The organism is Ligilactobacillus acidipiscis, from assembly GCF_900116935.1.
GTDB lineage: Bacteria > Bacillota > Bacilli > Lactobacillales > Lactobacillaceae > Ligilactobacillus > Ligilactobacillus acidipiscis.
Map to the genome: position 1 here is coordinate 2,482,577 of NZ_LT630287.1, position 15,367 is coordinate 2,497,943.

Below are 15,367 nucleotides of genomic sequence, written 5' to 3' on the forward strand. Positions count from 1 at the left end.
TTGTGATCTCCTTTATACTTTACTTAATTTTCTTTCATAGATTTTAAAACGAGTCGTGTCTACCACTTTTTTAACTAAAAACTTACTAGTAGTAACAGTCCTGATTAAGAATATCCCCGATGCTAATATATTTTTTTGTTTTAAGTTCTTAACAAAACACTGAAAATACAAAAGCCCTTGAGCATAATTCTCTTTACTTTTTCTAGATAAATTATTATATTTTTCGTTAATAGTGGTAACATCAGTAGAAATAAGTTTTTCATCTATATAAAGGCGCTTTATATAATCGGCTTTTAAGAATTGTTCTAATGCATTGGATCTTGATATACTACTTTCTCTATACCGATAATTTAACACACTCGTTCCTAATAATCCAATCTTAAAATCCATACTTAACGCTCTTAAGACAAAGTCAAAATCTTCACAATACTCTATATTCCTATAACCACCTAAATCACTAAAGACAGTACTTTTTAAAAACCAAGTAGGATGCTTAGAAACATTACCATATCTAATAATTTTATTTATTTCAGAGGGACGCATGTCGATACCTGCATTCCGATAAGTAACCTTTCCATTCTCAGACATTTGATTAACATTGGCAAATACAAAGTCTAAATTATTGTCATTTAGATAGTCTAATTCTTTTTGTAACCTAGTTTCTATAGCAATATCATCTGCATCCATTCTTGCTATATACTCTCCATGGCATACAGAGATCGCACGGTTTAAAGAATAAACTAAACCCATATTTTTTTCATTAAAAAAAACGCTAACCCTTTTATTCCCACTATACTGCTCTAAACATTGCCTGATTTCTTGATTTAAAGGATTATCAACAATAATAATCAATTCAATATTCTTAAATGTTTGGTTTAATATTGAAGAAATACTTGCCTGAATCCATTCCACTTTTTCATTATAGGTGCTCATTATAACTGAGATCATTTTTAGTTCTCCTCGTTAAAACTGGTCCTAAAGGGTATATGTGACTTAGGTAATTTAAAAATAAAATACTTTGCAATATTAAAGCAAAACCAATGGTTTCACCTTTTATATGAAAAATTAATATAGCAACAATTAAAAATAAGTTTAATTGTATATCTTTTCTCCAATCGAAAAAGAGCATCTGAAAAGCAATTAAAAATAATAACCCAATTAAACCAAAAAACAAAATATTTCGCATATAGCCGGCATCAGTGTGCATGTAGTACGTATTATCTTGATTAGTGTAACGTCCGTCTCCGAATAGCAACGTAGAGTTTTTTACATTAAAATACATAGTTTTTAGAACAGAGGTTGAGCTTGTCGATGCCTGACCAGTTGCCTGAAATTTATAATAAAATTCTAAGGCCCAGTCCAATAATTTAGAGACCGTTGCATTGCTACTTGCTAAGTTTATTAACGACGGTGAAGATATCAAAATAACAATTAAAGCAAAGAATGAAATCAAGAGACTTTTTACGTTAAATCTCTTTAATTTTACCTTCTGTTTTTTCTTTCTATTAGGTTCCAACCATCTTAACAAAGCGTACACCGCAGCAATACCTAACCCTACTAATGAAATACGCCCAGCTGTGGTACCCATAACAACAATAATAATTAAACAGCTAACACGAACTACCGAGCTTTTAATTGGAAGTTCAGAATAGTAATGAACTATCAAAATATAAAGAATACCAAATCCAATGGCTAAACCGAAAAAACTTGAACCGGCTATGCCTAATCCACGAATACCTTGATACCATTCACGTTGGTCAATAAAATCAACTAATGTTGAACTACGAAAATAATCCAAAAATGAATTAATGTTCTCATTCAAAAAAGAAGCCACCATAATCAAAGATTGAACGAAAAAAGATTCAATAATTATAACTGGTACATGTTTTCCTTTAGAATGTATATATGAAAACAAAAAAACTCCAATTAAGAGTTGTACCAGCTGACTTAAGAATGTTTTTCCTATTGTAAAGTCATACGTTTCCTTTATAGTAGCAATTAACAAAGCATAGAATATAATAAGTAGTAGAGAAACAAATATTCTAACAACTCTTTTATCCATTAAAACTTTATGTATATTCAGCCTATAATCCTTGTTGAACATCATTATTATTAAAAGAATTAAGAAACTTAAATGAGAAGAATTAAAAACGGGTATATTAAAAATGGGAAACTGGAAAATATATAAAAAAGTAAGCAATACAGTCAATGATCTCCCTCATTCCTCATAAATGTTTCATATAGAATTCGATTTAAAGCTTCGAACCCCTTCTAATAAAAGCTTGAGAACAGTTTTTTTATCATAAGAGTCTTTGTACAAACTTTTCTTTCTAACCAGAAACTGGAAAATAAGTATATTATGAAGTAAAGGGCTTAACGCATAGAATAATGAGCCCTTATCTCTAAAATACTTTTTATTATATCCTTCAAACCATGTAGAGTTTGTATTATACACGTCAGCAATAGTTTCATTAACTGAAATAACATTCAAACCTTTATTTATACACTCCCAAATAAATAAAGAGTCTTCACCCGAAGAATATTTAGCTCCCCCGCCAAATAATAAAGAAAATGTAATATTATTTTTCTTTATTACTTCAGTTTTAAACGTAAACGTGGCCGTACCATATCTCAATGCATTCCAAGAGTGTACCTTGCCCACTCTAGTGACTTTATCATGAATACCATTTTGATCATGAACACGAACATTGAAAACTATCATGTCAGCACTCGGAAACCTTTTATAAGCTTTACGTATAATATCTAGGTAATCTTTTGTATATACCATATCTTCGTCCGAAATAATTGATATGTCGAATTGAGATCTCATCAATGCATTATTCCTACTTAATCCTACCCCACGCTCATCAAATGAATAGAAATCATACCCTACTCTGCCATTTTGAAACCGATCATATGTAAACCTATCTGACTGATTAATTAGAATAGCATTCGTCAATATATTCATTTTGTTTACTTGATCTAAAGGATTAATTATATTAAGTCCAGAAACTAAATGACCTATTTGCAAAAAAAGCATCTCCTTTCAGGCAATACTCAAGATTTATAATGTTTTCTCAAAGCATTCAAAGCATAACAAAAAAAATAAAATGAAGCTTTTGGTAACCCCAAATGTAACTCTTTATAGTAATTGTGCCAAGTTCTTTTTAAAGCTTTCAGCCTATTATTCGACAATGATCCCCTAACTGTACGATACTGAGATAAAGGAATATTTATTCCATAGGCATATTGAATATTCTTTAATAAGTTAGCCCATGTTAGTAAATCCTGCCCTCTTCTTACCAATGGCATCTGAAAAGGACCGGTCATATCCGTATCAATCATAACTGTCAATGTACCTATAATAGTATTCTTTAACATGCCTGCCAAATCAAGCCGTTCAGGAACTTCAACAATATTACTTGGATTATCAAGAAAACTGTAACTAGTAAACGTAAATGCTAAATTGTTATCAAGCATAAAATTCAATTGTGTATTTATTTTTTTACTTTCCCATAAATCATCAGCGTCCAAGAAAGCTAGAAAACGACCATTTGCCTCACTCATGCTATTGTTCCGAGCAACTGCGGCTCCAGAGTTTTGAGGTAATTGAAATAGTTTAATCCGCTCATCATTCGCTATGAATTCTTGAACAATCTCAAATGTATTATCGGTTGAACAATCATCGGTAATCAATAACTCCCAAAATATATAACTTTGATTCTGTATGCTCTTTATCGTTTCTCCAATAAAGCGTGCAGCATTATACGCCGGCATTATAATTGAAACTAACGGCTGTTCGGTCACTACCATTATCTAGCTCCATCCCCGGTCACTATAACCCGAATCGTCTCAAAGAAAATCCCAACATCAGTCAATACCCCAAAATGCTCTATGTAGTACATATCATTAGCAAGCTTTTGTGCTGGTGTATCGTCGTAACCACCATGGACTTGAGCGTAACCGCTCAAACCTGGTTTAACCAACAAACGTTGTTCAAAACCATCAATATCTTCGCTAAACTGTTGCGTGAACATTGGTCGTTCCGGACGTGGACCAATCAAACTCATGTCCCCTTTAATTACTGACCACAATTGTGGTAATTCATCTACCCGTGTTTTACGCATAAAATGACCAACACGTGTGACCCGTAGATCTTCTTTATTTGCCCACATTGCACCAGATTTCTTCTCCGCGTCACTATACATTGATCGTAATTTAGTTACTTTAAACGATTGGCCCATTAGCCCAACACGCTCTTGGCTATAGAAGCACTTGCCCGGTGTTTCTAACTTAACTAAAATCATAAAAATCAGAATAATAATTGAAGCTGGAATCATCAATAGCGTTGCGAAGATTAGATCGAATAAACGCTTAAATGGTAAATAGATGTGATGAAACGGTCGATCCAATTTAGCTACAAAATCATGTTCATCTACTGTTTGTGTATGACTGATTTGGTTTTCCATGATAAGGTTCCCCCTAATCCGTTAACGATTCCCAATATAACTTTAACCCAGTCGTAATATCATAATGCGGCTGATAGCCTAAACTTCTTAATTGTGTAATATCTGCATATGAATGTTTGATATCCCCTACCCGTTCTGCTTTATGAATAATTTGCAGATCACGTTCAATAATTTGTTCATACACCTGAATTACTTGATTAAGGCTAGTATGTTTACCGGCACCAACATTAAAAACTTGATGTACGATGTTGCTACCCTTCGTCAATAGGCATAATGCTTGGATTACGTCTTTAATAAAGACAAAATCACGCGTTTGTTCACCATCACCGAAAATTGTAAATGCGGATTGATGTTTAGCTGCTTGCGTAATTAATGATAATACCCCTGAATACGGTGATTTAGGATTCTGCCGTGGTCCGTAAACATTGAAGAACCGTACCGCCACTGTTGGAATATTATATAGTTTTCCATAATCAATTACAAACCGTTCAGTTGCAAATTTATCAATTGCATATGGTGTCAACGGATCAATTGTTGAGTCCTCACGTTTAGGTAATTCAGGATTATTTCCATAAACTGCCGCTGACGAAGTAAACAATACTTTTTTAACATTTAATTTATTTTGGCGAATTGTTTCTAAGATAAAAATATTTGCTTCTTGATTGATTTGGTGTGTTTCATACGGCCGTGCCACCGAATCGGCAACACTAGCAATGGCCGCTAATAAATAGATATAATCAAAATCCTCTTTGAGTAACAGTTCTTGCATAAAGTTATGGTCAGTAATGCTGTGTTCGTAAAAGGTCACTTTAGATGAGCTAGGAATGTTGCTCGCCAAGCCCATTGATAAGTCATCAACGATCACGACCTCATCACCATCCTGTATTAACTGATCAACTAAATTTGACCCAATAAATCCGGCACCACCGGTCACTAAAACTTTACTCAATTATCTGTCCTCCAAATTCAACTATTATCTAAACAACCAAAACTTCTTTTTTTCTTTAATATGGTGGTACTCACTTGGCTCTAAGTCATCACCATTAATGATTTTTTTAGCATTATCTTGCATCCAAGTGACCATTTCCGCCCCATTATGCTGCTCCAGCTTAGCGAACGCCTTCTGCATCCGGAAATTACGTCCCTTCAGGTTGTGCGCGTCCGAGGCAAAAACAAAGCCTAAGTCGGCATCAATGATCCGTTGCGTAAAGTCTTCGACCTCGGAACCAAAAACGCCTAAGTAGCTACTAGCGGTAATTTGTGTCAAGCAACCGCTAGCCACGAAATCATAGAGCAACCCGTGCTTCTTTTGAATACCATGATTTCGCTCTGGGTGGACGATCACTGGGGTAATTCCTGCCGCTTGCAGTTCAAAAATCATCTGGTTCGTATACTCTGGTACTTCACCGTGGGGAAGCTCCAACATCAAGTAGCGATTAGTTTCATCAGCGAACAACACGTCATCATTTTTAATGGCTTGCATTAAGTCACCATTGATATGCGCTTCTTGACCTGGGAAGACAACTAAATCGATTTTAGCTTCATCCAGCGCTGCTTGAAATTCTGCAGTCCGCTGAATCACATCAGCCTTATGATTGGTATATTTGCCGTCCATGTGGTGTGGCGTCACCAAAATATGACTAATACCATTATCTACAGCCACTCGGGCCATTGCTAAGGCATCAGCCATGGTAGGCGCCCCATCATCACATCCCGGTAAGATATGACAATGTAGATCGATCATTTCTTATCGTCCGTTCCGTAATAGCCACCATAGTAGCCACCATAATACCCAACGTAGTAACCACCAGAAGCTGCATCTGTCACGCGGTTAAGTACGGCACCGATCAGGTTAGCGTTCACCTTTTTGAGTAAATCGCGCGCCCGTAAAACAGCCCCTTTAAGAGCGATACCTTGGGGAACCACCAAGATCACGCCGTCAACCTTACTTGCTAGAATTTGTGCATCGGTGACCGTATTAACTGGTGGTACGTCCAGAATAATAATATCGAATTGTTCTTTTAAGACTTTCAGTAATTGATCCATTTTCGAAGAGTTAAGTAATTCAGACGGATTCGGTGGCACCGGACCGCTTGGTAAAACGTACAAATTCGGTACTTCAGTCTCATGAATACTTTCACTTAAATTCGCCTGTTTTGCCGTTAAAATCGTGGTTAACCCTTGACTATTAGAAACGCGAAAAGAGCGCGCAACCGTTGGCCGGCGTAGATCACTATCGATCAACAGGACTTTATTCCCTTGATCCGCCCAAGTTACGGCTACGTTAGAACTAATCGTTGACTTACCTTCTGAAGGATCAGCGGACGTAAAGAGCAGCGTTTTCAATTGCCGATCAGCAGAAGAGAACTGAACGTTAGTCCGAATCGTTCGGAACTGTTCGGCAATCGAAGAGGTTGGCTTGGTTACGGTGATCAACCCGACCCCATTTTTCATACTGCTCGAATCCAACTGCTTTTTCTTTTTAAATAAAGCCATTAGTTCACCCTCCGTCGTGATTCTGCACTACGCGGCGGCAACTCATCGGTTGTTTCCGCAACCCGCGTATGATGTCCGTGTTGACCGTGTTGTTGTCCAGCAGAGGCTCGCTTCTTAATATCTTTGTCTGAAATTTCCGAAACGATCCCTAAGCTGGTCAAACCTGCTTCAGCCAAAAAGGCTTCATCCTTAACCGTTTTATCCAACGCTTCATTTAAGAAGGCCAAGCTAATTCCGGCTAACAAGCCGAGCACGAACCCAATGGCAATATTTAATGGTAACCGCGGTGAAACTGGTGATTCATTGACCGCTGCCTTGGAGACGATCGAAACGTTATTAACACTCATGATCGATTTGATCTTATTACGGAAAGTCCGTGCCGTGATGTTAGCGATTTTAGCTGCTTCTTGGGGATCGGTCGTTTTAACGTCGACTGAGAACACCTGTGAATTCTGTTGACTACTGATCGAAATTTCATCAGTTAATTTACTAACCGTTTGCCCATTACCCACATCCTTAGCGACATCCTTCAAGATCGTTGGACTAGTGATGATATCCTTATAAGTATTAATCATTTGGACATCAGCCTGGGTTTGCTGTAAAACAGCTGTTTGTTGATTGTCGTCTAGTTTCCGGTTAACCAATAATTGGGTTGTTGATTGGTATTTAGGTGTCATCACGAAGAACGTCACGACGAACGCCAATAACGTTACGATGATCGTTGATCCGATAATGATCTTTAAATGTTTGCGCAACGTCAACAGAATATCTTCAATACTCAGGGTTGCCTCTGAATGGCTCGTTTCGTTCATTTAAAAAGCTCCTCCTATTACACACTCTTAAGGTGAATCCATTAGTTAAATCTACTAATAAATTTTAGATGTTACAGTTGGTGACCATCCCTGTGGCTAAAAAGTCCCACAAGAAATATGACCAGATCATACATAGATGACGGGATAATTTATGCAGAGCATAAATTTGAATTTTTGATTTGTTTCGGCTACCTACCGAACAAGTTTCTTTTTGTTTTATATTTTCTAATAAGCACTATCATTGATTAAACTTATTGTTTAATTCACTGTCATTATAGTTTGTTTACATAACATGGCAAACACGTGACAAAACGAATATTAATCGTTAAACGCCATACTATGTCGTATAACTTTTGGACAATCATTCGTAAATAGTGCCTTTTGTGCGATTAATTAGTCGTTTTTTTGCACCAGTTTCAAAATGGCTTTCGCCGTATCACTTAAGCTGCCATCTTTTTGATAATTGCTTAGTAATACGACACCAGTTTTACCATCCTCAGTAAAGGCTAGCGCATTGTGGTAACCAGCAAAGTCAGCCCGACTGACTAACCGGCTGCCATCAATAGTCAACCGTCCAGTATAGGCAGTCCCCTCTTTGGCGATGGCCCCTTGATGCATGTACTTTTCACCGACAAAACTACTACTGGTGATGTAATGAGTCAACTGTGCCATATCGCTAGCTGTGGTATAGAGCTGTTTTGAGCCTAACTGATCATTCATCGTTTGGAAAAGTGTGTCTTGCGTGACCGCTGAAGCACTGTCACTAGCCTTATCATAAGTGAGTGATGGGGCTAACTTAGATTGTACCGCGGCGCTGGTGACAAAGCCTGTATGTTTGACCCCAGCTGGTTGCAAAAGCGTGTCCTTAATGAATTTCTGGTAGGATACACCCGAGGCTTGCGCAATGATGCCAGAAAGTAACGCATAGTTAACCGTCTGGAAGTTATACTGCCCTGTTGTGGTCACAGTGGCATTCGCTAAATTCCACCCAATCACATCTTTATTTAACTCACTGGCCGGTAAAACATCCAACGTTAAACCAGAAGTCATTTCCAAAAGGCTGCCTACCGTGACACTGGCATCGGCATTATCTAATAGGTAATATTTACTTACCGGTGTGGTCAGATCCAACTTGCCATCTTTGACTAACTGCATCACGGCCGCCGCCGTCAGCGTATTTTGTAGCGCTCCGATTTGGTACTCCGTCGTCGCTGTTTTGGTATTCTTTTGTGGATCTTGTCCGTATGGCTGTTGATAGACCAACTTGCCATCCTGAATTACCGCCACATTACCGACAAACTGGAGCCGTTTCAGCTGTGCCTTCAGCTTAGCTTCATCAATGGTAGAACTTGCAGTCTTATCCGTTGTTGCCACTGGCGTTGTTTTCTCCGTCTTATCAGTCAACTTGTGAAAATAAACGTGAGCTAGACTGTTTTTTTGATAAATTGCTGCCACAGCCCCACCACCGACGATTATCAACAAAACCAGTAAGACTGCCACGATTCGTCCTGCTTTATGTCTCATGCGTACCTCCACCATTACCGCAATCTTCATAAAAAATCATAAAAATATGCATTATCTATCACACTATAACATAATGGTATATACCCAACAACTTGAATTCAGTCTTGTCATAAAGTTGTAACAATTGATGTCAACAAAAATGGTCAAGTTTTTACAGTTCTTTTTTCACTTCTATATAATAGCAATATTCTTTACCGAACATCGTCATTTATTCGTATCAGCTATATATCAATCAATTCTTATTAGATAATTCATTAAGTTATAATATCAACTTAAAAATATTAAAACTAATTAGGTAAATCGTAAAATTAATCCGGGACTTTGTCAAATAGTGTTGATGGCCCATAGAACTCTATTTGACAAAGTCCCGGATTAGGGTCTACACTTTTTAGTGCTGATGAGCGTTCATCAGCACTAAAAAGTGTAGACCCCAATGTTTTAAAGTTTATATTGTTGCCTCTTTTTTTGATGTCTCAAAAAAGTGTGGTCAGATGGTTACTAAAGAAAATGGGCTAGCATGATTTGCTTTCACATGATGTCAGATAGTAAAAGAACGAGTTAGTTCTAAAAAATTGTTTAAATTTTTACCCTTTTAAAAGTTTTAACACATTAAGTTAAAGATAAAAGCAGAAAGTTTGGTACTATTAATATAATGTGAAATATAAAAATAAAAAAGGAGTGGTTCTTTGCATTCTTCCAAAAAACACAAAATTTGGATAATATCATTATTACTTATAAGTTCTCTGACACTATTTATTGCTGGCTGTGGTCAGCAGAACAATAACACTTCAAAAAAAGATCCAGATCAAGAAAAAAAGGATCGGGTCCCACTAACAGAGAAACAAATCAAGAAAAATATCAATGCAAAAAAGATTTCGGTCAGACAAGATGAACAAAAAGAGCTGACACAAGAATATCAAGAAGTTTCCCAAAACCAGAACTATACTCTAGAAAATCCCTTCGTTAAGGTAAATCCTTATAAAACTTCACCATTGAGTGCCTTAGTGGTGTTTCATACCAGTATCCCTGCATCAGTAAAATACACGGTGATCGGAAAAAATAACGAAACAACTCTGACTAACAAAGTTAACGGAGGAGCTAGCACGGTACATAAAGTTCCGATCGTTGGCTTATATGCTGATCATGCTAACAGAGTCAGGCTCGATGTTCAGTATCAAAATGGAACGACTGAGACAAAAGAATTGACGCTCAACACTGATAAATTACCAGCAAATTTGCAGCGGGCTAAAAGTTCTGTTTCTAACAAGAAAGCAGATCAAATGGATATCGGAGACAACAAACTGACTGTCATGAACCGGACAACACAAGAACCGTTTGCTGTAGATAGCAATGGTGAGATCCGCTGGTACTCCACGCTTTATACGCAACATGTTGTAGAGTCATGGTCTCAGGGCCATTTAATGATCTTAACCAAAAAAGATAATAGCAAAGAGCTTTATAATAGTTTGCTTGAAACCGATGCTTTAGGTAGGGTTTACCAAGAATATCAATTCACACCGAAAAACAAACGAACGCTGATCCACCACGATATTGTTGAGCTGCCCAATCATAATATCCTAGCGACGGTTTCAGATGGCTCAGTTTATGGGGAAGATACAATTGCTGAGATCTCTCATCAAACAGGCAAGATCGTGAACTTGATCGATATGAAACGTCTATTACCTAAATCTGTTTGGTATAAATATAAAGCCGATAAAGGAGCTGCTTCAGACGGTTCGGCTAGTCCTGGACATGATTGGTTGCACATGAATTCAATAGAGTATTTGCCGGAAGAAAATTCACTATTAGTCTCAAACCGTAATCAGGATCTAATATTCAAACTTGATTATAGAACCAAGGAATTTAAGTGGCTATATAGCGGTAAGAAAAAATCTGCTTGGCCTAAAAAATATCACAAGTATTTGTTAACGCCTGAAAAAGGAACTAAGCATACTGGAGGACAACATGCCTTGACACAGTTGCCTAATGACACGGGAGATCCTAATAAAGAAAATATTCTGTTGTATGATAACAACATTGCTGTGACAAACGGCCCTAAGAAGACTTCTGGCAAATATTCCCAAGGTACTCAATATCAAATTGATCAAAAAAATAAGACTATCAAGCAAACATGGTCATACGGTAAACAACTTGGGAAGCAGAATTTTACTCCTGTCATTGGTAACGCACAACGATTAGACAATGGGAACACATTACTAACTTTTGGCTTTAAAAATGGTGGTAAAGAAAGCAATATTATTGAAGTTAAACCAGATGGAACTCAAGTTTTCAACTTCTCGTTCAAACACGGTGGCAAGAAAGGTTATGTTTATCGCGCATATAGAATGCCACTGTACGATGGTAATTACAGGTTTGAATAGAATAGCATTTAAGCAATACGCTGGATATTAAAATTATCTGAAAAATGACTACTAAGTTTATGCTAGTGGTTATTTTTTTAGCTCGTTGGCTTGCATCATTGGTCTATATCAATTATAATTGGACTATACCAATAAAACGGAAACGGAGGTTTTCAGCGATGAAAGTTATTGTTAAAAAAGATCAACAAAAAGCGAGTGTTGAGGGCTACAAGATATTTAAAGAAGCTGTTCAAAGTGGAGCAAAAGTTTTTGGATTAGCTACAGGATCAACACCACTTACGACTTATGATGAACTTGTTAAAAGCGATTTAGATTTCTCTGATAGTATTTCGATCAATTTGGATGAATATGTGGGTATTAGTCCTGATAATGATCAAAGCTATAAATATTTCATGAATAAGTATCTTTTTTCCAAGAAACCATTTAAAAAATCATACTTACCTGATGGTTTGGCAAAGGATCCAAAAGAAGAAATTAAGCGTTACGATAGGGTCATTGCTGAGCATCCGATCGATCTACAATTGTTGGGGATCGGTCGTAATGGGCACATTGGGTTTAACGAACCAGGCACACCCTTTGACTTAGAAACACATGTTGCTGATCTAACTGATTCAACTATTGAAGCTAACGCACGTTTCTTTGAACATGTTGAAGATGTACCGAAACAAGCATATTCAATGGGAATTGGTTCAATTATGAAATCAAAGAAAATCATTCTTGAAGCATTCGGTGCTAACAAAGCTGACGCTGTTGCCAAAATGGTCGAAGGACCAGTTACAGAAGATGTTCCTGCAAGTGTTTTGCAAAAACATCCTGATGTTGTTGTTTTGCTAGATGAAGCAGCCGCTTCTAAATTAAGTAAATAACGAACAATGATTAGATTGAAATATGAGATAACTGCGATAATAATTAGGAAGGAAAACTTGTATTCTTCTTCCATCTTATAATTGTTGAAGCGATAGTATTCAAGTTTAAATATTTTGACTACCAATTATTAGATGGCTTAAAAACTGAATAAATGAACAAATCTTACGGCTGGAACAAATCATTTTTTGACTAAAAATGATTTGTTCCAGCCTTTTAAATTACTAATTTTTAACAAAAATAAAAATAAAATTCAGGAAATCAACGTTTCTTTTCTTTAGTTTTAGTAATTATTAGTCAGGACTTTAATATTAGTTTTAAATAGTTGTCTGTGAACCGTCTTCTCCTTGACACTATATTGGCATGATATTTGCTTCATTACATTATGTAAGGGAGATGATTTTTTGAAAAGAAAATTACGTAAAATGGATTATAGTCACAATGTTGATACATAGTTGTATATATTAGTTGGTAAGGTAAACGATATTTTGCTTTAAATTTTAGATTTGGTAACAGTAACAATGCCTAAGCCTTTGAATATTAAAGTAAGTACAGTTCCTAGAGAAGATTTTTAGGGAGGAGTTTTAATTATGATCACGCGTGGTGCTAGTTCGTAATAATTCTATTTTCTGTAAAATCAAAAAAGCCTAAATTATAAATAAAGACGGTCAATTCGATTTTTAACCAAAAGCCTACCACTGACCGCGTGAGGTTTTTTTCGATCCCATAATCTTCAACTAGGATCGAGAAACGGGATTCGATCGTGCGCCGGAGATCTTTCAAAGCCGGAACATTGTGCTGTTTGGCTCCTTTCATGTTTGAACGGTAAGGTGTCCAGAGCTCATAACCTAGCTCGCCAAAATCTTCTTGTAAGGGCTGTCCCACATAACCGACATCCGCTAAAACAAAGGGACACGGACAGCCTGCGATCAAAGTTGACGCCGCTTGGGTGTCATGTTTAGAGGCCTCGGTGACAGTGTAATTTAAGATATAACCGCTGAGCGAGGTCTCAAAATGAGTCTTAAACCCGTAAAAATACATGTCTTTGGTCGCATTGTAGCCTAGGTCAGCTATGCCGCGGAAAACCTTGGCCCGCTTATTTCTAACTTTTTGGCATAAAGGGTTAGGCAAACTATCAATGATCGCAAACTGTCCTGTTTGCGCATAGTCGCGAGTCAACCCCTGCCGCATGGCCATGACCACTGGGAGAAGACGTTGTGCTCGTCGGTTAAAACGGGAGCGCTCAATGTTCAATTGATGTGGGATGAAGGTCTGTGCCCAGGCAAAGAATTTACGCTGGGAGTGCATCTGTGTAATGACCTGTAAACACAGTAAGGCTAAGATCTGCACATCAGAAACACGAGAATTAGTGGTGTTACGGCGTTGCGAAATATAGCGCGGGCAGTATTTTTGATAAAGCTCAGCACAAAGAACTTTAAGTTGAGCTAAATTGACTTGTAAATTGTGTCGTTTTTGTTTAAACTTTAAGTGGTCCAACAAGATCAGGTCTCCTTTGTTTAAGTCACTTAAGAGTCTAACCTTGTTGGGCTTTTTTTGTAAAATTTTGTACTAAATAGTTGAATGTTACGAACTAGCACCACGCGTTTACTCTTAATGGCATGGGCATTAAAACTACCTTGGTTTATGGAGCGACACCAAAACAGGATCGAGAAGGAATGATTAATAATTTCCGGACCGGTGATGCACAAGTACTGGTATCGAATCCTAACACTTTAGGGGAATCCATTTCGTTGCATCAAACTGTACACGACGCGGTTTACTTCGAATACAACTTTAATTTGACCTTCATGTTGCAGTCCCGAGATCGGATTAACCGTCTGGGACTACCAGCAAATCAATACACAAGGTACTACTATTTGATGACCAAGGGCGATGTTGCTCACAGTAGTTTCATTGATCAAACAGTTTATAATAAGTTAAAAGATAAAGAAAAGATCATGGTTGATGCCATTGATGGAAATTTACTAGTGCCGGAATATCCTGATGATTATTTACAGGAAGTCAAAAAAATTGTACTAGGAAAGTATAAATAATAATTTGCAATGATTACAGAAGAGCAAGGAAAAGGGGCTATAACCTTCAAATCGCCCCTCAAAAACATTGAAAGAATAACCCCCAATATCTATAATATAGATGTTGGGGGTTATTTGTTTTAATATTAAATAAATGGCTCTTTCTATTTATCATCAATACTAAACAATAATTTGTACAAAGTGATTATTTCTTCTAGTTCTTCACGCGATACATGATCGACAATAGTTTCATCAGTGACATGTCTTGCCCGTAAATCTAAGGCTATGGTTTGATCTAATAATACTTTTCCATATACTGTTTGACTACTAGTTAGTCGATGATACATTGGAAAATTACGCTTGGTACTGCTAATTGGAGCCACAATCGTCATGTTACTTGTCTGACAGACTAGATCATTGCTTAGAGCAATGGCTGGTCGCTTATTCATCTGTTCATGACCACGCCTTGGATTAAAGTTAACATAAAATATATCACCTTGGCTTACCATTGAAGTTCATTACCTTCTGACTTTCCCCAATCAAGCTCGTGATCCCTTTTCCCGTCATCTTGCCAATTCTTAAATAGTTCGTGAATATTGGTTGGGTTCTTTTTTATTGGTGTTAAAACAATTGATCCATTTTCAATGGTTATTGTCATATCTTGGTTATCATCTAATTTCAGTTGTTTAATAATTTGGCTAGGAATTCTAGCAGCTTTCGAGTTTCCCCACTTTGCTAAGCGTGTTTGTTCTTTAATAAGTTCCATATTTTCCCCTCCTAAATTATTA

General features: G+C 36.9%; 15 protein-coding genes and 1 pseudogene. 3 read left to right on the top strand and 13 right to left on the bottom strand.

The features are described from left to right. Positions 1-12: 12 nt before the first annotated feature. From BQ5903_RS11515 to BQ5903_RS11560, 10 genes are all read right to left on the bottom strand, one after another. The gene (locus tag BQ5903_RS11515) at positions 13-948 is read right to left on the bottom strand and encodes a glycosyltransferase (protein WP_079579593.1); all 936 of its coding nucleotides are present in this window, start codon (positions 946-948) and stop codon (positions 13-15) included. After that, entirely contained in the window at positions 920-2,062 is a 1,143-nt protein-coding gene (locus BQ5903_RS11520; protein ID WP_154022045.1) for a hypothetical protein, read from the bottom strand. Before BQ5903_RS11520 ends, BQ5903_RS11515 begins: the two co-directional genes overlap by 29 nt. Positions 2,063-2,236: 174 nt before the next feature. Beyond that, complete coding sequence (locus BQ5903_RS11525) at positions 2,237-3,031, bottom strand: hypothetical protein (protein WP_231920871.1); 795 nt, start codon at positions 3,029-3,031, stop codon at positions 2,237-2,239. 26 nt (positions 3,032-3,057) lie between these two features. After that, complete coding sequence (locus BQ5903_RS11530; RefSeq protein WP_079579596.1) at positions 3,058-3,813, bottom strand: glycosyltransferase family 2 protein; 756 nt, start codon at positions 3,811-3,813, stop codon at positions 3,058-3,060. Beyond that, the gene (locus BQ5903_RS11535) at positions 3,813-4,469 is read right to left on the bottom strand and encodes a sugar transferase (RefSeq protein WP_079579597.1); all 657 of its coding nucleotides are present in this window, start codon (positions 4,467-4,469) and stop codon (positions 3,813-3,815) included. The genes BQ5903_RS11530 and BQ5903_RS11535 overlap by 1 nt, the downstream gene beginning before the upstream one ends. 13 nt (positions 4,470-4,482) lie before the next feature. Next, a complete protein-coding gene (locus BQ5903_RS11540) occupies positions 4,483-5,418 on the bottom strand; it encodes an NAD-dependent epimerase/dehydratase family protein (RefSeq protein ID WP_079579598.1) in 936 nt (311 codons plus the stop codon). A 24-nt stretch (positions 5,419-5,442) separates the two neighbouring features. Further along, positions 5,443-6,213: a tyrosine-protein phosphatase gene (locus BQ5903_RS11545; RefSeq protein WP_331199999.1), complete on the bottom strand. Its 771-nt coding sequence runs from the start codon at positions 6,211-6,213 to the stop codon at positions 5,443-5,445. Then, entirely contained in the window at positions 6,210-6,965 is a 756-nt protein-coding gene (locus tag BQ5903_RS11550; protein WP_079579600.1) for a CpsD/CapB family tyrosine-protein kinase, read from the bottom strand. The genes BQ5903_RS11545 and BQ5903_RS11550 overlap by 4 nt, the downstream gene beginning before the upstream one ends. Then, a complete protein-coding gene (locus BQ5903_RS11555; RefSeq protein WP_079579601.1) occupies positions 6,965-7,777 on the bottom strand; it encodes a YveK family protein in 813 nt (270 codons plus the stop codon). Before BQ5903_RS11555 ends, BQ5903_RS11550 begins: the two co-directional genes overlap by 1 nt. Before the next feature lie 393 nt (positions 7,778-8,170). Beyond that, the gene (locus tag BQ5903_RS11560) at positions 8,171-9,301 is read right to left on the bottom strand and encodes a serine hydrolase domain-containing protein (RefSeq protein ID WP_079579602.1); all 1,131 of its coding nucleotides are present in this window, start codon (positions 9,299-9,301) and stop codon (positions 8,171-8,173) included. Between the two features lie 686 nt (positions 9,302-9,987). Here BQ5903_RS11560 and BQ5903_RS11565 point away from each other — a divergent pair. Further along, positions 9,988-11,682 carry an aryl-sulfate sulfotransferase gene (locus BQ5903_RS11565; RefSeq protein ID WP_079579603.1) on the top strand — a complete coding sequence of 565 codons (1,695 nt, stop codon included), beginning with the start codon at positions 9,988-9,990 and terminating at the stop codon, positions 11,680-11,682. 158 nt (positions 11,683-11,840) lie between these two features. Then, positions 11,841-12,548, top strand: a complete 708-nt coding sequence (locus tag BQ5903_RS11570; protein ID WP_010495907.1) for a glucosamine-6-phosphate deaminase — start codon at positions 11,841-11,843, stop codon at positions 12,546-12,548. A gap of 604 nt (positions 12,549-13,152) precedes the next feature. On the opposite strand, the gene BQ5903_RS11575 is transcribed toward BQ5903_RS11570, so the two are convergent. After that, on the bottom strand, positions 13,153-14,046 hold the full coding sequence (locus BQ5903_RS11575) for an IS982 family transposase (RefSeq protein WP_079578748.1): 894 nt from the start codon (positions 14,044-14,046) through the stop codon (positions 13,153-13,155). 107 nt (positions 14,047-14,153) lie between these two features. On the opposite strand from BQ5903_RS11575, the pseudogene BQ5903_RS11580 reads away from it, so the two are divergent. After that, positions 14,154-14,600: pseudogene (locus BQ5903_RS11580) on the top strand (helicase-related protein); the annotation flags it as partial. A 143-nt stretch (positions 14,601-14,743) separates the two neighbouring features. On the opposite strand, the gene BQ5903_RS11585 reads toward BQ5903_RS11580, so the two are convergent. Both BQ5903_RS11585 and BQ5903_RS11590 read right to left on the bottom strand, forming a co-directional pair. Further along, positions 14,744-15,088, bottom strand: coding sequence for a type II toxin-antitoxin system PemK/MazF family toxin (locus BQ5903_RS11585; RefSeq protein WP_056972590.1), 345 nt, complete (start codon positions 15,086-15,088; stop codon positions 14,744-14,746). Then, entirely contained in the window at positions 15,082-15,345 is a 264-nt protein-coding gene (locus BQ5903_RS11590; protein ID WP_056972592.1) for an AbrB/MazE/SpoVT family DNA-binding domain-containing protein, read from the bottom strand. Before BQ5903_RS11590 ends, BQ5903_RS11585 begins: the two co-directional genes overlap by 7 nt. Positions 15,346-15,367: the final 22 nt, after the last annotated feature.